The organism is Enterobacter cloacae (assembly GCF_011078175.1).
In the GTDB taxonomy this organism is placed as follows: Bacteria; Pseudomonadota; Gammaproteobacteria; order Enterobacterales; family Enterobacteriaceae; genus Enterobacter; species Enterobacter cloacae_Q.
This window is the reverse complement of the sequence record NZ_JAALCJ010000003.1, coordinates 263,772-281,805: the sequence shown is the minus strand read 5'-3', so window position 1 is coordinate 281,805 and position 18,034 is coordinate 263,772. Positions and strand designations below refer to the sequence as shown.

Below are 18,034 nucleotides of genomic sequence, written 5' to 3'. Positions count from 1 at the left end.
CTTGATACTTACCCTGATAACTATTATCGTAATGGCGTACTACGAGAGGACTCCCCATGAGTGAAGAAGATCTGTTTAGCCGCAGGCCGATGGGCATGCGGATGGCGATGGTCGTGCGTCAGTGGCGTGCGGTGATCGACGATGCCATCCTCGATACCGGGTTAACCCAGTCGAGCTGGACGGTGATGATGCAGCTTCATCAACTCGGGGATAACGTCTCGGTCAGCGAGCTGGCGGAAGTGCAGGGGATTGAACTGCCGCCGCTGATGCGCACGCTCACACAGCTGGAAAAACAGGGTTACCTGCTGCGTACCGTCTCGCCATATGACAAGCGCATCCGGCTGCTGACGCTGACGCCTGAGGGCAAGGCCATTCTTGAAAGGCTCACTCAGGTGATCGAGACGTTCCAGGCGCGGGTATCGCAAAACATCCCGCCGGAACATATCGACATTTTCAGCGCCACACTCAATCAAATCGCCTGCAATTTGCGGACAATCCGCGAAGAAGATAATAAGACCGAAAAATAATGACTCCTGAACAAAAGTTTGCCCGCTGGGTAAGGGTGAGTATTGCCTCTTTCCTGCTGATGTTTGTCTACTTTATCGTCGCGGATATCTGGATCCCGCTGACGCCAGACTCCACCGTGATGCGCGTGGTGACCCCGGTGTCTGCGCGCGTCTCCGGCTATGTGGCGGCGGTACATGTCCACAACAACAGTCAGGTCAAGAAAGGCGATCTGCTGTTTGAACTCGACGCAACGCCGTTTCGCAATAAGGTCGAAGCGGCGCAAATCGCGCTGGAGCAGGCGCGTCTGTCAAACGATCGGCTGGATGCGCAGATAGCCGCGGCGCAGGCCAGCCTGAAAACCGCCGTGCTGACGGCGCGTAACGACAAGGTAACCTTCGAACGCTACCAGAAGCTGAGCACATTACAGAACGTGTCGCAGGCGGATCTGGATAAAGTCCGCACCACCTGGCAGAGCAGCGAGCAGTCCGTCAGTTCGATTCAGGCGAATATTCATAACCTGCGCATTCAGCGCGGCGAGCGGGACGAGCACCGCAACGTGACGCTGCAAAAATACCGCAACGCGCTGGATGAAGCGGAGCTGAATCTTGGCTGGACGAAAGTCTACGCCGAGGCGGACGGCACGGTCAGTAACCTGCAATTAAGCCCCGGTTTTTATGCCTCGTCCGGTTCGGCTGCGCTGGCGCTGGTGAACAATCAGACCGATATCGTGGCCGATTTTCGCGAGAAGAGCCTGCGCCATACCCACCAGGGCACCGATGCCGCCGTGGTTTTTGACGCCTTCCCGGGGCAGGTTTTCCGTGCCCATGTCACCAGCAGCGACGCGGGGATCCTCGCGGGTCAGGAGGCGGTGAACGGCCAACTTTCTGAACCGGAAACCTCCAACCGCTGGGTGCGTGATGCCCAGCGTATGCGCATTCACGTGGCGCTGGATGAAGCCTTACCGAAGCCGCTGCCGACCGGCGCGCGCGCCACCGTGCAGCTCTATAATAGCGAAGGGCCGTTTGCGCGCTTCTTCTCCGGAATGCAAATCCATCTGGTGAGCCTGCTTCACTATGTCTATTAATACGCTGGCGCGGGTGTTTACCCCGCACGGTAACATCGTCTACACGGCAAACGACTTTCGCCAGACTCTGCGCATCGTCTTTGCCGGGATGATTGCGCTGAGTATTTCGAGTTTCTACAACACCAGCTACGGCGTGTTTTTTGTGGTCTATCCGATCATGCTGCTGTCGCTGGTACCGGTGTTTAATCGCCACGTGGCGAAGCAGTTTATCTTCAGCGCATCGCTTAACTGCGTTGAAATGGTGATTATCATCGGCTATCTGTCCCAGTGGCCGATCGTCATGACGCTGGTGGTGTTTGCCCTGTACGTGATGCGCTTTCGCTTTATGAGTAAGGGACCGCTGTTCCTGTTCGGTTCGATGGGCGTAGTCTGCCAGAGCGTGATGCTCAACTTTATGAGCTACCCCACCACCAACTGGCACACGCTGCTGTTTTCCAACATCGAAGCGAGCGTGATGGCGGTGTGCCTGAGCGCGCTGATGAACTATCTTCTGCCGGACGTGGAACCCCGCAAGCCGCCGCCATTGATTGAGAAAGACGACGCCCGCGTGCGCCACGAGTCGCTGCTCTCCGGCAGCGTCGCGACGCTGATATTCGTGGTGTTCCAGATTAGCGATTTAAGCGATTCGCTTTCGGCTCTGATGGCGGGCATTCTGATCCTGTTCCCGATGCACTATCGCGGCGCGGTGATCAGCTCTATCTGGCGCGTGGTCGGTGTGGTGCTGGGGTGTCTCTATATTCTTGTCGTCCAGCTTATTCTCTACGACCACAGCAGCCACATGCTGCTGATGATGCCGCTTATCGGCCTTGGGCTGGCGTTTGGGGCACGTCTGCACGTGATGGAGAAGGTCGGCGCCGGGGTAGGCTTCGCCAGTATTACCACCATCGGCATCATGTTCGGGCAGAACATGCACCCGGACAGCGACCTGGTGTTCAGCGATCTGTACCGCATCACCTCCGTTACCTTCGCGCTGGTGGTCACGCTGACGATGGTCTTTCTGGTGCACCTGATCCTGAACCGCTTCGAGGCGACGCGCTACGTTATCGCGCCGCCAAAAGCGGATTAATGCCCCAGCACGGCGGGGAGCTGAGAAAGTAAAAACAGGATAAGGCCAATCGTTCCGCCCACCAGCGTGCCGTTGACGCGAATGAACTGAAGATCTTTACCGATATTGAGTTCTATCTGGCGCGACATGTCTTTGGCGTCCCAGCTTTTCACCGTGTCGCTGATATGTCGCGTCAGGAACGCGGCGAAATCCGGCGCCACGCGGTGCGCGGCCTGCTCCAGATGCTCATTCAGCGACGCCCGCAGGCTGGCGTCGTTGGTCAGCGTTTCGCCAAACCACAGCCCGGCGTTGGCGATACGCTGCTTCACGCGGGAATCGTCGCTCTGCATGTCATTTTTCAGCCACTGGCGCAGGTCAGCCCACATTTCCCCCAGATAGCGGTTAAAGGCCTCGTCATTCTTCAGGTAGTGTTTGATATTCTCGGCTTTCGCCGTCATCTCCGGATCGTTTTTCAGATTGTCGATGAACGCGATCGTGGCGCGGTCGAACGCCTGACGGATCTGGTGCGTACGGTCGTGGCTGATATCGTCCAGCAGCGTGTTCACCGCGTTCGACACCATCTCCGCGCTTTGATCGCCCAGCCACTCGGTGGGCAGCACCATTGCCTTGCGCGGATGCTCGGTCTTAAGCCAGTGGACGATCTGGTCGGAAATAAATTCCCGCGTGCTGTCCCGCTGAATTAGCGTAATCAGGCGGTTAATGATCGCGTCCAGCAGCACCTGGTGGCGGTTATTTTTGGTCATGCTTTCCAGCATAGCGGCGCTGGTCTCGGTTAAATCGACCTTGTCGATAGCCTTATGCACGGCGCGTTTGAGCAGGCGCTGAATGCGCCCGTCGTCCGTGAGTTCCAGAAAACCGCTCATTACCTGAATCAAATGCTGCCCGACCCGCTGAGCATTGTCGGGCTGGCTGAACCAGCTACCAATCATCCGGGCCGGCTCGTAGCGACGGATAAGATCGACAAGGGATTGCGTATCGAGAAACTTTTCCTGCACGAACTGGCCGAGATTGTCGCCGATACGATCTTTATTGCGCGGGATAATCGCCGTATGGCGCGAGATAAAGGGAATGGGCACCCGGCGGAACAGCGCGACGACGGCAAACCAGTCCGCCAGCGCGCCGACCATCGCCGCCTCGGCAATGGCTTTCACGCCGCGCACCCAGAAGGTTTGCGGCAGGAACAGGGTAGTGATAAACGCCGCGACGGCAACCAGCAGCAGCGACAGCGCCAGAAGCTTGGCGCGTTTGAGTTCGGTATGTTTTTCCATGGGTTAAGGATAGAGGTTTGTGGGAAGGAAGTGCAAAAATTGCCACAGCACCCACCCGCCAAACCCCATCAGCACCACGCCCGCCGTGCGCTCAATCCACCATAGCGAACGGCTAAGCTTCTGTTGAACCGCCGATAGCCCTATCATCGCCACCAGAGCCAGATCCCACACCAGCACCACCATCACCATCCAGACGCCGCACGTTGTCTGCTGGAGCAGCGTCACGTCCGGCCCGAGTAACGCCGTCATAAGCGCCAGGTAGAACAGCGCATTTTTCGGATTTAACAGCGCCGACCCCAGCCCCAGCAGGATCTGCTTCATCAGAGAAGGACACCGCTGTCGGGTTTCTGCAAGCGCCAGCGTCTGCGGTTGGCTGCGCACCAGGTGCGAGCCGATCCACAGCAGGTAAAGCGCCCCGCAAAGCGCGATAAGCGTAAACAGCCACGTAAACTGGCGTAGCGCACTCCAGCCGATAATCACCAGAAGAATATAGAGCGCATTGCCTGCGGCGATGCCGAGGCACAGCCCGGCGCTGCCGCGCAGTCGATAGCGCGCGGCGTAGCCCACCAGCAGGAAGAAGTCTGGACCCGGGCTTAACAGGGCGACAAAATGCGCCAGCGCCAGGGCGAGAAAAGCGGAAGGGAATAACAGTTCCATAGTGACCTCAATGTAAACATCTGAGGCCAGACTACGAGGATCTAAAATCTATTTATTGTCTGATATTGATCGGCCCGTGGCGTACTGGCGAGGCGTGGCGGCGGTATAGCGAACGAAGGTCTTATGAAAATGACTCTGATCGGCAAACCCGCTCTGGTAGCCCACATCGGCAATATCATCCCCCGCGCGCAGCCGCCCTTTGGCGTACTCCACGCGCGAAATGTTGAGGAAACTGCCAGGCGTCAGGCCGGTATCCTTCCTGAAGGTACGGATCAGCGTTTCCTTGCGCAGCGAGAATCGTTGGGCGAGTTCGTCAAGGGAAGGCGGTGCGGCAAGGTCGGAGAGTAACGCCTGCTGAATCTGCTGGCTGGTTGAGCGAGGCGCATTGATCTCACCCGCCCGATGGGGAAGAACAGAAAGCAGCGCGTCCACAGAGGCGGAGGACATCGTCCGGATAACAGTGAGAAAGTGCGTGAAGAGCATTGGTTCGCGAATAACCTGTAGCGCCAGCGGAAGATCGGTGTCGATATAGAGCATATGATAACTGCGCGGCTTCCCGGCAACGGGGTTGCAGCTGTGTGGCGCATAAGCGGGGATCACAATCAGATCCCCGGGACGAAGGATGTACTCCCTGTCATGGCACACGCAGCAGGTCTGGCCTTCCATAATCGCGCCAATAGAGAGCTGGGGATGACAATGACGTTTGTAGGCCTGAATACTCTGCCAGGTGCTGCGCAGCTCAAGGCCCGAGGCGCGGTGAAAGATCTGGCGGATGTGGCGGGTATCGCTCATAAGTACTCCGGTGATGAGTGTTTTTTATACCATGTCTGTGCAACGCCTGGCAGCGTCTGGTTAAGAACACTCCGTATATACCCAACTTTACCTTCATAGCCAGTCAGATTGACTACCCTTAATACCCTAAGCGGTAAAACAAGGAGATTCGATATGGCTTACCAGACAGTAAATCCTGCCACGAACCAGCTCATCAAAGAATATCCCTCCCACACTGACGCAGATGTTGAAGCGGCGCTGAAGACAGCCGATGCGCTCTATCACTCCGACTGGGCCAAAGGCGACATTAGCCAGCGCCTGCCGGTACTGCATAAGCTGGCGGACCTGATCGACGAACGCGTGGAGGACCTGGCAAAAATCGCCAGCCAGGAGATGGGTAAGCTCATCGAGCAAAGCCGCGGTGAGGTGAAGCTGTGCGCGCAAATCGCCCGCTACTATGCGGACAACGCGAAGCAGTTCCTGGCCCCGGTGAAGTATGAATCTGAACTCGGGGAAGCATGGGTTGAACATCATCCTGTCGGCGTGCTGATGGCCGTCGAGCCGTGGAACTTCCCGTACTATCAGCTGATGCGCGTTCTGGCGCCAAACCTGGCAGCGGGTAACCCGGTCATCGCCAAACACGCCAGCATCGTACCGCACTGTGCAGAGACGTTTGCACAGCTCGTACGTGAAGCGGGCGCGCCGGAAGGGGCGTGGACCAACCTGTTTATCTCCTCCGATCAAGTGGCGAATATCATCGCCGACGATCGGGTTCAGGGGGCGGCGCTGACCGGTTCAGAAAAAGCGGGTAGCGTGGTTGCGGCACAGGCTGCCAAGCACATCAAAAAATCGACCCTTGAGTTGGGCGGTAACGACGTGTTCGTGGTGCTGGATGATGCGGACCTGGATAAAGCCGTCAAGACAGGTGTGAATGCCCGACTTAACAACGCCGGGCAGGTCTGTACTGCGGCGAAGCGCTTTATCCTGCACGAAAGCATTGCTGACGCGTTCCTGAGCAAATTCACCGAGGCGTTTAAGCAGGTGAAGATTGGCGATCCGCTGGACGAAACTACCACGCTGGGGCCGCTTTCGTCTAAAGATGCGCTTGAAACGCTGACCAAACAGGTCGACGAGGCGGTGAAAAACGGTGCCACGCTGCACTATGGCGGTAAGCCCGTGCAGCGTGACGGGAGCTTCTTCGAACCGACGATCCTGACCAATATCTCGCGCGATAACCCGGCGTACTTCGAAGAGTTCTTCGGCCCGGTAGCGCAGATCTATGTGGTGAAAAACGACGACGAGGCCGTCGCCCTGGCGAACGATTCCCACTACGGTCTGGGCGGAGCGGTGTTCAGCCAGGATATCGAGCGCGCGAAGAAAATGGCCTCGCGCATTGAGACCGGGATGGTGTACATCAACTGGCTCACCGATACGGCGGCAGAGCTGCCGTTCGGCGGCGTAAAACGTTCGGGTTACGGACGCGAGCTGTCGGACCTGGGGATCAAAGAGTTTGTGAACCAGAAGCTGGTTGTTGTTCGCAAGTAATGTCCAAAATAAAAAAACCTGCCGGATGGCAGGTTTTTTTATTAACAGTCTCATCGCCCTTCCTGCCGGGTGGCGCTGCGCTTACCCGGCCTACAATGTGCAATAATTTTACTCTATTGCACCCTTCATTGTAGGCCCGTGCAAGCGTAGCGCCTCCGGGCGAAACGGGCAAGCAGGCTTAGAAGGACACGCCACCGCCAACATATGCGCCGTCAATCAGCGTATGGTTTGGACGACCGTCTTTGCCATCAACGCTCACGTGGCGGTAGCCCACTTTCAGCGTAACCGGTTTGACCGGGGTCCAGCTTACGCCACCGTTCGCTTCAACGTAGTTTTTCACGCTGTTGTTCAGGCCGTCTGGCGCAACGTAACCTTCACCGAAAACCTTGATGCTGTCGGTCAGGGAAACATTCACGCCGCCACCGACTGGGAACGCCACGCCGTTATCGCCTTTTTTCGGGCCGATGTAGATGGCTTTCGCGCCAGCGTTCAGCATTACCGGGCCCACTTCCAGGTTGTAGCCTGCCCCAACGCCACCGGTCTGGGTGCCGTCATCGGTGTTTTTCAGCCAGTTGCTCTCCGCATACAGGCCTGATGAGGATTTCCCCATTTCCAGATTGAGGTTAGTAAAGTTTTTACCCTGCTCAATGCTGCCCCCCATGGCCAGTGCGGAGCCTGATACGGCGGTCAGAGCGGAAAGAAGGAGAATGTTGAGCTTTTTCATGAGTATTTCCTCGTCATCAAATTAATCTGAGGGCACCTTAACAAGAGCTGTTTATCTCTGCAAATGTGATGCTTGTCGCGTTTTTATGCTGATTTTGTTGGTTTTTTGAAATTTAAAGGTTGGTTGAATGTTGGTGCAACAAGGAGTCAATAGGTTATGCATTCGCGTTTAGGAATGGTTCAGGGTTTTAATTAAACGTACGCTGAACGAGCCGGGGAATTTAGTTAGTGATGAATTAATTGAGTTTCTAATAATTTCCAAAAATGTTTCAGTTGTCACAGATAAAGACACAGGTTTACATTTCTGGAGGTGGTTATACGTCTCGCAACGCCGAGGCGCTTTCCGCGATGTCATTTTTCTGACACGTTTCGTCATTACGTTGTTGGCTTCACTTACTGGATGCTAACAATATGAAAAGAAAAATCATTCCTGTGCTAATCGGTTATGCGCTCTCTTTCTCTGCCCTGGCGGCACAGCCAACCGCGGAGCGCTACGTCGTCAGCTTCCCCGAAGGCTCGCATGTCAAATACAGCGGTGCGTTTGCCAGCGCGTTTCCGAACGGGCTCCCGGTGGGGATTGGTTCGGGTTTGTTGTTTACGGGCAAGCAGGGCGATGCGCTGACGTTTGCGACCGTGACTGACCGCGGTCCTAACGCGGATTCGCCAAAAATGGGGAAAAATGACGCAAAAATCTTTGTTACCCCGGATTTTGCCCCGCTGCTGATGACGATCCGTGTGCAAAACGGTAAAGCAGAGGCCATAGATGGGCGTCCTCTGCATGACGATAAAGGCGAGATCAACGGTCTCCCGCTGCAAAGCGGGGTGATTGGTTCTACGAATGAAATCGCGCTAAGCGACACGTTAAGAGTACTGAAAGGTGACAACCGCGGGCTGGATACGGAGGGCATCACGCCAGACGGGAAGGGCGGTTACTGGCTGTGCGATGAGTATGGTCCGTTCCTGATTAACATCGACAGTAAAGGGAAAATCCTTGCGATACACGGCCCGCAGGCGGCGGAAGGGGAGAAATCCATCGCGGGCGGTCTGCCAAACGTCATCAAATGGCGTCAGGCAAACCGGGGCTTTGAAGGGCTGACCCGCATGCCGGACGGACGAATTATCGCCGCCGTGCAAAGCACGCTGGATATCGACGGGAAGAGCAAAAAACAGGCGCTGTTTACGCGTCTGGTGAGCTTCGACCCGGCGACCGGCAAAACTACGATGTATGGCTACCCTGTCGACAGCGCCGCCTACAGCAAAAACAGCGACGCCAAAATCGGCGACATAGTGGCGCTGGATAACCACACTATCCTGCTGATTGAACAGGGTGAGGATAAAAACGACGCAATGCGTAACCTCATCTACAGGGTGGATCTGAGCAAGGCGAGCGATCTGGCCGCCTTCGACAAGCCGGGCGAATACCCGGAGTTTGATGATGAGAAAACGCTGGCGCAGCGCGGCATCACCCTTGCGGAAAAAACGCAGGTGGTCGATCTGCGTGCGCTGGGCTGGCAGCAGGAAAAGGCCGAAGGGCTGGCGCTGATCGACAGCAAACGGCTTGCGGTGGCGAACGATAACGACTTTGGCGTGAAGGTGGCGATGCAGAAGCCAGTCGAAGGCAAGAAGCTCAAGGATTATCGGGTGAACGCGCAAGGTACGCTGACGCTGGATGATAAACCGGTTGAAACCACGCTTAGCGTGAAGCCGTTGAAAAAGCCGGAGTCCGACAGCGAGCTGTGGATTGTGACGCTGCCGCAGGCGTTGAAATAATCTCCTCCTCCTTCACCCTAACCCTCTCCCCGCAGGGGAGAGGGGATGATCGGTGCGGTTATTTCTTAAGACCTGCAAACGCTGCCCGAATTTCCTCTTCCGGCAGCTGTATGCCAATAAATACCATCACGCTGTGCGGCGCTTCTTCGCCCCACGGGCGATCCCAGTCGGCGCTGTATAAGCGCTGCACGCCCTGGAACAGCAGGCGGTTCGGCTCGCCGTCGATCCACAGCATCCCTTTGTAGCGCAGCAGCTTGTCGGCAAATGACAGCAGCAGGTTCTCCATTACGCGGGAGACTTCGCTGATGTCTACCGGGTAGTCCAGTTCCACTACAATCGACGCCACGTCGTTTTGCTTGTCTCCCATAAAGTGGAAACGCGGCTTCGCGGTGACGTTTTCTTCCAGCATAAAGCCGTTGGTGTTGAACAGCTGTGAGAGGTCGATATCGCCGTGCGTCACCGTGTAAATTGGCGCACGCGAGTTGATGCGCGTCAGGCGCTCGCGCAGTTTTTCACTTTCACCCGCCACGTCGGTTTTGGTCAGCAGGATGCGGTCGGCGTAGCCAACCTGGGACTGGGCGATGGTGAACTGGTTCATCTGATCGTTGGCGTGAACCGCATCGACGAGGGCGATGACGCCGTCCAACAGGTAGCGCTGGCAAAGAATATCATGGGAGAAAAAGGTCTGAATAATCGGGCCGGGGTCGGCCATGCCGGTGCATTCAATGACCAGACGGTCGAAGTCAATTTCACCGCGATCGCGGCTGTCGAGAAGGTCCAGCAGGGCGTCTTCCAGCTCGTTTGATCGGGTGCAGCAAATGCAGCCGTTGGTCAGGGTTTTGATCTGCGTGGCGCGATCGCCAATCAATTGATCGTCAACGGAGACCTCGCCGAATTCGTTTTCGATGACGGCGATTTTGAAGCCGTGTTGCTCGTTCAGGATGTGGCGCAGCAGGGTGGTTTTACCGGCGCCGAGAAAACCGGTCAGCAGGGTAACGGCAATCGGGGTCATGGTTTCTCCTTTAGCAGCAACGTACGCCGCCTTCTCCACTTCCGCCATAGCGTGCTTCCTGACGCTCGCGGAAGAATTCAGTGTAGGTCATGTACGGCTTATCCGGATGGTTGATCTTCATATGCTCAACGTAATTGTCATAGTCCGGAATGCCAATCAGCATTTTCGCCGCCTGACCGAGGTATTTTTTTGCTTCGCCTAAGTTACCAAACATTGAGGGTTCCAGACAGGAAAAGCCCCTCACCCTAACCCTCTCCCCATAGAGGAGAGGGAACGTTTACACCCTCTCCCCTATGGGGAGAGGGCTGGGGTGAAGGGGTGTTTGTGGATTAATGGTGTGAAGAGGTCTTCACGCCGCCTTCCGGCACCGGTACATACGGCGTTTCTTTATCCGTACGACCTTCGGCGTTGCGCACTTTCATCCAGGTTTTGATACCGTAGAAGATGATGCTGTACACCACCACCAGGAACAGAATGCTCAGACCCGCGTTGGTGTAGTTGTTCACCACGATATGGTTCATGTTGGCAATCTGCTGCGCGGTCAGATCTGCGCCGCCTGCTGCAATCTTCTCTTTGTACTGGTTAGCCATAAAGAAGAAGCCTTCCAGTTGCGGATTGGTGCTGAACAGCTTCAGACCCAGCGCCCAGGTGGTGCAGAGCAGCAGCCATAGCGCAGGAATGACGGTTACCCAGATGTATTTGGTGCGTTTCATCTTCACGAGGACAACGGTACCCAGTACCAGGGCCACAGCCGCCAGCATCTGGTTAGAGATGCCGAACAGCGGCCACAGGCTCTTCACGCCGCCCAGCGGGTCAACAACGCCCTGATACAGCAGATAACCCCACAGGCCTACACAACCCGCAGTACCCAACACGCCCGCCACCAGAGAGTCGGTTTTCTTCAGGAATGGCACGAAGTTACCCAGCAGATCCTGCAACATGAAGCGGCCTGCACGCGTACCGGCATCCAGCGCGGTGAGGATGAACAGCGCTTCAAACAGAATACCGAAGTGGTACCAGAAGCCCATGTCGGCCCACGGCAGCACTTTGTGGAACACGTGTGCGATACCCACCGCCAGCGTCGGTGCGCCACCTGCGCGGTTCAACACGGACGGTTCGCCGATGTCTTTCGCGGTCTGCATGATCTGCTCAGGGGAGATCACGAAGCCCCAGGAGCTGACGGTCGCCGCCGCGTGTGCGCTGGCATCTTTCAGCTGCGCCATGATCAGCGCGGTATTTTCGCCGCCCATCTCATGCAGGTTTGGCATGGTGATGCCGAGACCCGCCGGCGGGGTGTTCATCGCGAAGTACAGGCCTGGCTCGATGATAGACGCTGCAACCAGCGCCATGATCGCCACGAAGGACTCCATCAGCATCGCGCCGTAACCAATGAAGCGCGCGTCGGTTTCGTTGGCCATCAGCTTCGGCGTGGTGCCCGAGGAGATCAGCGCGTGGAAGCCAGACACGGCGCCGCAGGCGATGGTGATAAACAGGAACGGGAACAGGGCGCCTTTCCACAGCGGACCGGTACCGTCAATGTACTGCGTCACCGCCGGCATTTTCAGCTCAGGGTTGATGATCACAATCCCGATTGCCAGCCCGACGATCACGCCGATTTTCAGGAAGGTCGCCAGGTAGTCACGCGGGGCCAGGATCAGCCACACCGGCAGCAGTGCAGAGATGAACGCGTAGCCGATCAGCGCGAAGGTGATGGTGGTGTCTTTAAAGGTCAGCGCCGGGCCCCAGTACGGGTCGTGCGCAATTACGCCGCCGAAGTAAATGGAGGCAACCAGCAGGACGATACCGATGACCGACACCTCGCCGACGCGGCCAGGGCGCAGGAAGCGCATGTATATGCCCATGAACAGCGCAATCGGTACGGTAGAGCAGACGGTGAAGACGCCCCACGGACTTTCGGCCAGCGCTTTCACCACGATCAGGGCCAGCACAGCCAGGATGATGATCATGATCAGGAAGCAGCCAAAGAGGGCGATGGTGCCCGGCACGCGGCCCATCTCTTCTTTGATCATCTCGCCCAGCGACGAACCGTTACGGCGCGAGGAGATAAACAGCACCATAAAGTCCTGCACCGCACCCGCGAGCACCACGCCCGCCAGCAGCCAGAGCGTACCCGGCAGGTAGCCCATCTGCGCGGCCAGCACCGGACCGACCAGCGGACCCGCGCCTGCAATGGCGGCGAAGTGGTGACCAAACAGCACGTAGCGGTTGGTTGGCACGTAGTTCAGGCCGTCATTGTTAATGACCGCCGGGGTGGCGCGCGTCGGGTCGAGCTTCATGACCTTCTGCGCGATGTACAAGCTGTAGTAGCGATAAGCCACAAGGTAGACGGAAACCGACGCGACCACGATCCACAGGGCGCTTACGTGTTCGCCCCGGCGTAATGCGACAACCGCCAGACAGAAAGCACCGATGATCCCGAGTATGGCCCAGGGCACGTGCTTAAGTAGTTTTTTAGTATCCATAATAAGACCTGGTTTTTTATGTAAAGAAAAAAGGGTCAGGGTTCGTTGTGAGGAGGTATTGATTAATGCTGGAGCGATCGTGCCAGATCCTCGCGCGTGTAAAGCGCGCTAAATGGGTGAGTGGTTGAAAGCGATGCGTGAGCGGTCAAAAGCGAGGGTAAGTGGTTAAGGCTCACCCCCGGGGGGAGAAAATATGTGATTGAGATCACTGAGAATAATCTAACCCTGCGGGGTTTTGTCATTCGCTTCAGGGCAATACATACAGCGGCAGGGCTGATACGCGGGCAACAGCTGATAGCGCCCTTTGCCGTCGTGTTCGATAATCGGCGAAAGCGCCTGTAAATCGCGGTACACCGTGCGTTCGGTAATGCCAAATTTTTGCATCAGATCGCGGCGATTCACGCTTCCGTTGCGGTGCAGGGCAATAATGATGTCAACCAGACGTTCAGCCGAGCGGCTTCGGGGAGAAGGGACCATAAGACTTTCCAGCGTTAAGGGGGCGGCTGACGACGTCGCCAGCCGCCCCGGAAAATTTATCTTATGGATAGTTAACGGCGCACCTTTGCGGAAACCTTAGCGTTTTTTTGTGCAACGGGATCACACCGCGGCTTCCATCTCCATCATCACCGGGTGGAAACGGCGCTTGAAGTAGATCAGGCCGTGCCCCTCGCTGCTGAGGATGATGTTCTTAATTTCCACAAGATAGACCAGATGGGTGCCGATGGTTTGCACCTGGGTTATCTCACCTTCCAGACTGGCCAGAGCGCCCTTCAGCACCGGCTGCGCCAGCGGTCCTTTCTGCCAGCAGGAGAGAGCAAACCGCTCCTCCATTGTCATACCGGTCATCCCGGCAAAGTGGCGGGCCATGATCTCCTGCTCGTGGTTCAGCACGTTTATGCACAGTCTGCCGTTGCCCTGGAATACCGGGTTCATGGCGCTGGTAGCGTTGATGCAGACCATGACCGAGGGCGGGGTGTCCGTCACCGAACAGACGGCGGTGGCGGTAATGCCGCAGCGACCCGCATCGCCCTCGGTGGTGACCACATTCACCGCCGCCGACAGGCTGGCCATCGCGTCGCGAAAACGCAGGCGTTCTTCTGATTGCATTGAAACCTCCCGCTGCGTTATTTCAGCAGCTTATCCAGCATGTTGATATCAGTGTTGTTGTGCAGGTGCGGTACGGTCCAGCCGTGCTGGTCGTACTCGGACATGCAGCGGTCGACCATCGCCATCATCTTGTCCATGTTGCCGGAACTTTGCGCCTGTCGCAGGCATTGCAGGCGGATCTCATCCTGGCTACCGGAGTAGTTGATTTCGTACAGCTCGTGACGTCCGCCAAACTCGCTGCCGATGGCATCCCACATCAGTTTCAATATTTTGATGCGTTCGACATGATCCATCCCGTTGGAGCCGCGCACGTACTTCGCCAGATACTGGTCGATCTGCGGGTTATTCAGGTCACGGGCGCTGGACGGCAGGTAGATCAGCCCGGAGGTCACGTTACGTTCGATGATGTTCTTGATTTTCGCGTAGGCCATGGGTGCCATCACGCGGTAGGTCTGTAACGCCGCGTGGTCAGGCAGGTACGCGCCGTTTACCCACGGGGTGGCTTCAGAGCACATGGAGTCGCTCAGCGCCCAGAACATGTTGCGCCACGCCACCACTTCGCCGAGATCCGCCTGTACGCCGCGAAACTCGAGGGTGCCGGTGCACTCCAGCGACTTCTTCAGCAGAGCGGTGATGAAGTCGAGCTTCACCGCCAGCCGCACGCAGGCCTGAAGCGGGTACATGCGTGCGAAGCCCCCTTCCATCGTCCAGCGACGACAGCGGTCGAAATCGCGGTAGATCAGCACGTTTTCCCACGGGATCAGCACATGATCCATCACCAGAATGGCATCGTTCTCGTCAAAGCGGCTGGAGAGTGGGTAATCGTACGGGGAGCCGGTCGCCCCCGCTACCATCTCGTAAGAGGCGCGGGAGATCAGCTTCACCCCTTCGGCATCCATCGGCGCGACGAACATCAGCGCGAAGTCCGGGTTTTCCCCCATCACCTGCGCAGAGCCGAAGCCGATCATGTTGTAATGGGTCAGGGCGGAGTTGGTGGCCACCACTTTTGCGCCGCTGACAATGATCCCGGCGTCGGTCTCTTTCTCCAGCTTGATGTAAACGTCTTTCACCTCGTCCGCCGGTTTATGGCGGTCGATCGGCGGGTTGACGATGGCGTGGTTAAAGTACAGGCCGGTTTCCTGAATGCGGGTGTACCAGTTGCGGGCGTTCTGCTCGAACTGACCGTAGAAGGCAGGGTTCGCCCCCAGCGCGCACCCGAACGCGGCTTTATAGTCCGGCGTACGCCCCATCCAGCCGTAGCTCAGGCGCGACCACTCGGCGATGGCGTCGCGCTGCTGGCGCAGATCGTCGGCGCTTTTCGCCACGCGGAAGAATTTATGCGTGTAGCCGCCGCTGCCGGTGTCGGTGCCCCAGCAGAGGGTATCCTGCATGTCCGGCTTGTGCAGGGCATCGTACATCTGGGCGATGGACGCGGCCGCATTGCGAAATGCCGGGTGGGTCGTGACGTCCTTGACGCGCTCGCCGTAGATATAAATCTCACGGCCATCTTGCAGGCTTTTTAAATACTCTTCACCGGTTAGCGGACGTTTGGCATCAGCGCGGAAATCTTCAGGCTTCATAGGGACCTCGTATCGGAAGATGGTTGTTAAATTTATGTTTTGTTTTTGTTGTTTAATTGAAGCGTGCGCGGAGGGGAACGTGAAGGGACGATTGGGACAACGGCAGGTACTTTTCGTGAGAGATTTGGTTTTGTGATCGTTGTCCCCTCACCCCGGTCCTCTCCCCAAAGGGGCGAGGGTGTCATCGTTCCCTCTCCCCTTTGGGGAGAGGGTTAGGGTGAGGGGAAATTACGACACCGGTACTTTCTGCGCCCGGTACGCGCTGGGTGAGCACCCCGTCAGGCGATTGAAAAACCGGGCGAAATAGGCCGGATCTTTAAACCCCAGTTGCCAGGCAATCTCGCTGACCGCACTGTCGGAAAACAGCAGCAGCCGTCTGGCCTCCCGCAGCTGTCTGTCGAAGATCAGCCGTTTCGGCGAGCGGTTGGCGAAGCGGCGGCAGATGTCCGTCAGGCGAGATTCGGTGAGGTGCAGTTCGCTGGCGTATTCCGGCACCGTCCAGTGCTCATGGTAATGAGCATCTATCAGTTGATTAAAGCGCTGGAACAGCTTCAGCTCGCCGCGCATACCGCCTGAAGCGTGGTCGTCGAGCTTCGCGTTACGCAACAGCAGGGTAAACACCGCCTGCGCCAGAAGGACCAGCGTATGCTCACGGCCCGGCAGCTGGTCCGTGGATTCCCGGGCAATGAGCTGCCAGTAGTGCTTCAGCGCCGCCAGCTCGTCAGGCCTGTCGGCAAGCGACAGGCAGATCCCCGGCAGGCCGAACGCTTCCCGCGTGCCGGGGTAGAGTACTTCTAACAGTGGCCAGATGAGATCCTCGCGTACCGTCAGCACGTGGCCGTCGCTGTCGGATTCGGTGATAAACGCGTGCGGCACCGATGGCGGCGTCAGGACGAACAGCGGTGCCTGCACCGAGTAGCGGTGGTCGTCGAGCTGGAGCTCAATCTGCCCGGTGTCGAGAAAATGCATCTGAAAATACTGGTCGTGACGGTGCGCCTGCATGTCGCGGCCAAAAAAGGCCGCCATGCGGGCAAACGACTGGTAGTGCACGTCGTCGGTGCCCAGACTTTCATCGTAATCTTTACTGATGTCGATGTTGGTGATGGGGCTCTGGCACATAGCGGCTCCTCAGTGGATCTTCTGCGCCGCGATGTCCGGCTCGCGCTCCAGGCTCTCCTGTCGCGTCATCGGGATGCGCGTGAGCACCAGCGCGCCGACCACCAGCAGACCCGCCACGAACCACAATCCCGAGCTGAAGCTGCCGGTCGCGTCGCGCAGAATACCAATCAGCAGCGGGCTGACGGCAGACCCGACGTTACCGATGGCGTTGATCACCGCCAGCGCCACCGCGCGGGATTGCAGGCTAATCACCTGATCCGGCGTGGTCCAGAATATCGCCATGGCGGTAAACGATCCGGTTGAGGCCATGATGATGCCAAGCAGCTGGATCAGGCTGTGATCGGTCGCCGACGCCAGCATCCATCCCGCTGCCGCAAACAGATATGGCAGAATGGTGTGCTTTTTTCGCTCTTTCATCCTGTCGGAGCGGCGGCTCCACCAGATCATCCCGAGTATGGTGCAAAACTGCGGGATCGCCGCCAGCAGGCCAATCACGATATTGCTGCTGCCGGTGTTGAAGCTTTGCAGGATCTGCGGCGTCCAGATGTTGATCGCACTTAGCGTATTTGTCAGGCAGAAGTAGGCCAGCGTGTAGAGCAGGACGGCGGGCGTCAGCACTTCGCGCAGCGTCGATCGCGGCGTGGCGGCGTGCGCAATGGCCATTTCCTGCTCGCGGGCGATCATGGTTTTCAGCGCCTGCTTCTCGTCATCATCCAGCCAGGTAGCCTGGTCCGGCGTGTCGTTAAGGTAAAACCAGGTCACTACGCCAAGCACTACCGACGGCAACCCTTCAAGCAAAAACAGCCACTGCCAGCCTTTCAGGTTCCACAGCCCGTCCATCGCCAGAATGTATCCGGAGAGGATTGAACCGAGCATCATGGTGACCGGCATGGCGATCATAAACAGCGCGTTAGCGCGGGCGCGGTGATAAGCGGGGAACCACCAGGTGAGATAGACCAGGATCCCCGGCAGGAAACCGGCTTCGGCGATGCCCACCAGCATACGCAGCACATAAAGCGTTTCCGGGCTGGTAGCGAACATGGTGCAGGTAGAGGCGATGCCCCACACCACCATGATCCCGGCGATCCAGCGGCGGGCGCCGATCTTCGCCAGCATGATGTTGCTTGGGATCCCGCACAGTACATAGGTGACGTAAAACAGGGTTGCGGCCAGGCCAAACATGGTGGAGGTGAGGCCCAGATCTTTACCCATCGTCAGACCGGCAAAGCCGATGTTGATACGGTCGAGAAACGAGAAAACAAACAGGATAAACAGAAACACGATCAAACGACGGAACAGCTTGTTGATTACGCGATGTTCTAGTGCTTTTGAGGTCGTCATG

At 57.4% G+C, this 18,034-nt stretch carries 17 protein-coding genes; 5 read left to right on the top strand and 12 right to left on the bottom strand.

The genetic code is table 11. The features are described from left to right. Positions 1-56: 56 nt before the first annotated feature. From G6Q29_RS08520 to G6Q29_RS08510, 3 genes are read left to right on the top strand one after another with little or no spacing between them, the layout of a single operon-like run. Positions 57-527 (top strand): MarR family winged helix-turn-helix transcriptional regulator, encoded by a 471-nt coding sequence (locus tag G6Q29_RS08520; RefSeq protein ID WP_165465256.1) that lies wholly within the window; start codon positions 57-59, stop codon positions 525-527. Further along, entirely contained in the window at positions 524-1,591 is a 1,068-nt protein-coding gene (locus G6Q29_RS08515) for an HlyD family secretion protein (protein ID WP_165465416.1), read from the top strand. Before G6Q29_RS08520 ends, G6Q29_RS08515 begins: the two co-directional genes overlap by 4 nt. Next, the gene (locus G6Q29_RS08510) at positions 1,581-2,657 is read left to right on the top strand and encodes a DUF2955 domain-containing protein (protein ID WP_165465255.1); all 1,077 of its coding nucleotides are present in this window, start codon (positions 1,581-1,583) and stop codon (positions 2,655-2,657) included. The genes G6Q29_RS08515 and G6Q29_RS08510 overlap by 11 nt, the downstream gene beginning before the upstream one ends. Here G6Q29_RS08510 and G6Q29_RS08505 read toward each other — a convergent pair. The 3 genes from G6Q29_RS08505 to G6Q29_RS08495 are packed head-to-tail and all read right to left on the bottom strand — an operon-like array spanning position 2,654 to position 5,374. Then, positions 2,654-3,925, bottom strand: coding sequence for a DUF445 domain-containing protein (locus G6Q29_RS08505; RefSeq protein ID WP_165465254.1), 1,272 nt, complete (start codon positions 3,923-3,925; stop codon positions 2,654-2,656). The two genes, G6Q29_RS08510 and G6Q29_RS08505, sit on opposite strands and share 4 nt — an antisense overlap. Positions 3,926-3,928: 3 nt before the next feature. Beyond that, positions 3,929-4,582, bottom strand: coding sequence for a LysE family translocator (locus G6Q29_RS08500; protein WP_165465253.1), 654 nt, complete (start codon positions 4,580-4,582; stop codon positions 3,929-3,931). Between the two features lie 48 nt (positions 4,583-4,630). Further along, positions 4,631-5,374 (bottom strand): AraC family transcriptional regulator, encoded by a 744-nt coding sequence (locus G6Q29_RS08495; protein ID WP_165465252.1) that lies wholly within the window; start codon positions 5,372-5,374, stop codon positions 4,631-4,633. Between the two features lie 153 nt (positions 5,375-5,527). Here G6Q29_RS08495 and G6Q29_RS08490 point away from each other — a divergent pair, with 153 nt between their 5' ends. Next, positions 5,528-6,898 carry an NAD-dependent succinate-semialdehyde dehydrogenase gene (locus tag G6Q29_RS08490; RefSeq protein ID WP_165465251.1) on the top strand — a complete coding sequence of 457 codons (1,371 nt, stop codon included), beginning with the start codon at positions 5,528-5,530 and terminating at the stop codon, positions 6,896-6,898. Positions 6,899-7,076: 178 nt separating this feature from the next. Here G6Q29_RS08490 and G6Q29_RS08485 read toward each other — a convergent pair whose 3' ends face one another. Then, a complete protein-coding gene (locus G6Q29_RS08485) occupies positions 7,077-7,622 on the bottom strand; it encodes a YfaZ family outer membrane protein (protein ID WP_165465250.1) in 546 nt (181 codons plus the stop codon). Positions 7,623-8,032: 410 nt separating this feature from the next. Here G6Q29_RS08485 and G6Q29_RS08480 point away from each other — a divergent pair, with 410 nt between their 5' ends. Further along, entirely contained in the window at positions 8,033-9,391 is a 1,359-nt protein-coding gene (locus G6Q29_RS08480; RefSeq protein WP_165465249.1) for an esterase-like activity of phytase family protein, read from the top strand. A 58-nt stretch (positions 9,392-9,449) separates the two neighbouring features. Here the strand turns inward: G6Q29_RS08480 and yjiA are convergent, their stop codons facing one another. From yjiA to hpaX, 8 genes are all read right to left on the bottom strand, one after another. Beyond that, the gene (yjiA, locus tag G6Q29_RS08475; protein WP_165465415.1) at positions 9,450-10,403 is read right to left on the bottom strand and encodes a GTPase; all 954 of its coding nucleotides are present in this window, start codon (positions 10,401-10,403) and stop codon (positions 9,450-9,452) included. Between the two features lie 10 nt (positions 10,404-10,413). Beyond that, positions 10,414-10,617 (bottom strand): YbdD/YjiX family protein, encoded by a 204-nt coding sequence (locus G6Q29_RS08470; RefSeq protein WP_059312667.1) that lies wholly within the window; start codon positions 10,615-10,617, stop codon positions 10,414-10,416. A 115-nt stretch (positions 10,618-10,732) separates the two neighbouring features. After that, a complete protein-coding gene (locus tag G6Q29_RS08465) occupies positions 10,733-12,886 on the bottom strand; it encodes a carbon starvation CstA family protein (protein ID WP_165465248.1) in 2,154 nt (717 codons plus the stop codon). Between the two features lie 219 nt (positions 12,887-13,105). Next, positions 13,106-13,363: an HTH domain-containing protein gene (locus G6Q29_RS08460; protein WP_165465247.1), complete on the bottom strand. Its 258-nt coding sequence runs from the start codon at positions 13,361-13,363 to the stop codon at positions 13,106-13,108. Positions 13,364-13,483: 120 nt separating this feature from the next. Then, positions 13,484-13,993, bottom strand: coding sequence for a 4-hydroxyphenylacetate 3-monooxygenase reductase subunit (locus G6Q29_RS08455; RefSeq protein ID WP_165465246.1), 510 nt, complete (start codon positions 13,991-13,993; stop codon positions 13,484-13,486). Positions 13,994-14,010: 17 nt separating this feature from the next. Then, a complete protein-coding gene (gene hpaB, locus G6Q29_RS08450; RefSeq protein ID WP_010427196.1) occupies positions 14,011-15,573 on the bottom strand; it encodes a 4-hydroxyphenylacetate 3-monooxygenase, oxygenase component in 1,563 nt (520 codons plus the stop codon). A gap of 228 nt (positions 15,574-15,801) precedes the next feature. Next, positions 15,802-16,692, bottom strand: coding sequence for a 4-hydroxyphenylacetate catabolism regulatory protein HpaA (gene hpaA, locus G6Q29_RS08445; RefSeq protein ID WP_165465245.1), 891 nt, complete (start codon positions 16,690-16,692; stop codon positions 15,802-15,804). Positions 16,693-16,701: 9 nt separating this feature from the next. Further along, entirely contained in the window at positions 16,702-18,033 is a 1,332-nt protein-coding gene (gene hpaX / locus G6Q29_RS08440) for a 4-hydroxyphenylacetate permease (RefSeq protein ID WP_165465244.1), read from the bottom strand. Position 18,034: the final 1 nt, after the last annotated feature.

Excerpts from the sequence above, each read along its gene's own strand:
- G6Q29_RS08465 (WP_165465248.1), bottom strand. The coding sequence starts at position 12,886 with ATGGATACTAAAAAACTACTTAAGCACGTGCCCTGGGCCATACTCGGG.
- hpaX (WP_165465244.1), bottom strand. The coding sequence starts at position 18,033 with ATGACGACCTCAAAAGCACTAGAACATCGCGTAATCAACAAGCTGTTC.
- G6Q29_RS08485 (WP_165465250.1), bottom strand. The coding sequence starts at position 7,622 with ATGAAAAAGCTCAACATTCTCCTTCTTTCCGCTCTGACCGCCGTATCA.
- G6Q29_RS08520 (WP_165465256.1), top strand. The coding sequence starts at position 57 with ATGAGTGAAGAAGATCTGTTTAGCCGCAGGCCGATGGGCATGCGGATG.
- G6Q29_RS08490 (WP_165465251.1), top strand. The coding sequence starts at position 5,528 with ATGGCTTACCAGACAGTAAATCCTGCCACGAACCAGCTCATCAAAGAA.
- hpaB (WP_010427196.1), bottom strand. The coding sequence starts at position 15,573 with ATGAAGCCTGAAGATTTCCGCGCTGATGCCAAACGTCCGCTAACCGGT.
- G6Q29_RS08470 (WP_059312667.1), bottom strand. The coding sequence starts at position 10,617 with ATGTTTGGTAACTTAGGCGAAGCAAAAAAATACCTCGGTCAGGCGGCG.
- yjiA (WP_165465415.1), bottom strand. The coding sequence starts at position 10,403 with ATGACCCCGATTGCCGTTACCCTGCTGACCGGTTTTCTCGGCGCCGGT.
- hpaA (WP_165465245.1), bottom strand. The coding sequence starts at position 16,692 with ATGTGCCAGAGCCCCATCACCAACATCGACATCAGTAAAGATTACGAT.
- G6Q29_RS08495 (WP_165465252.1), bottom strand. The coding sequence starts at position 5,374 with ATGAGCGATACCCGCCACATCCGCCAGATCTTTCACCGCGCCTCGGGC.
- G6Q29_RS08505 (WP_165465254.1), bottom strand. The coding sequence starts at position 3,925 with ATGGAAAAACATACCGAACTCAAACGCGCCAAGCTTCTGGCGCTGTCG.
- G6Q29_RS08500 (WP_165465253.1), bottom strand. The coding sequence starts at position 4,582 with ATGGAACTGTTATTCCCTTCCGCTTTTCTCGCCCTGGCGCTGGCGCAT.
- G6Q29_RS08455 (WP_165465246.1), bottom strand. The coding sequence starts at position 13,993 with ATGCAATCAGAAGAACGCCTGCGTTTTCGCGACGCGATGGCCAGCCTG.
- G6Q29_RS08480 (WP_165465249.1), top strand. The coding sequence starts at position 8,033 with ATGAAAAGAAAAATCATTCCTGTGCTAATCGGTTATGCGCTCTCTTTC.
- G6Q29_RS08460 (WP_165465247.1), bottom strand. The coding sequence starts at position 13,363 with ATGGTCCCTTCTCCCCGAAGCCGCTCGGCTGAACGTCTGGTTGACATC.
- G6Q29_RS08510 (WP_165465255.1), top strand. The coding sequence starts at position 1,581 with ATGTCTATTAATACGCTGGCGCGGGTGTTTACCCCGCACGGTAACATC.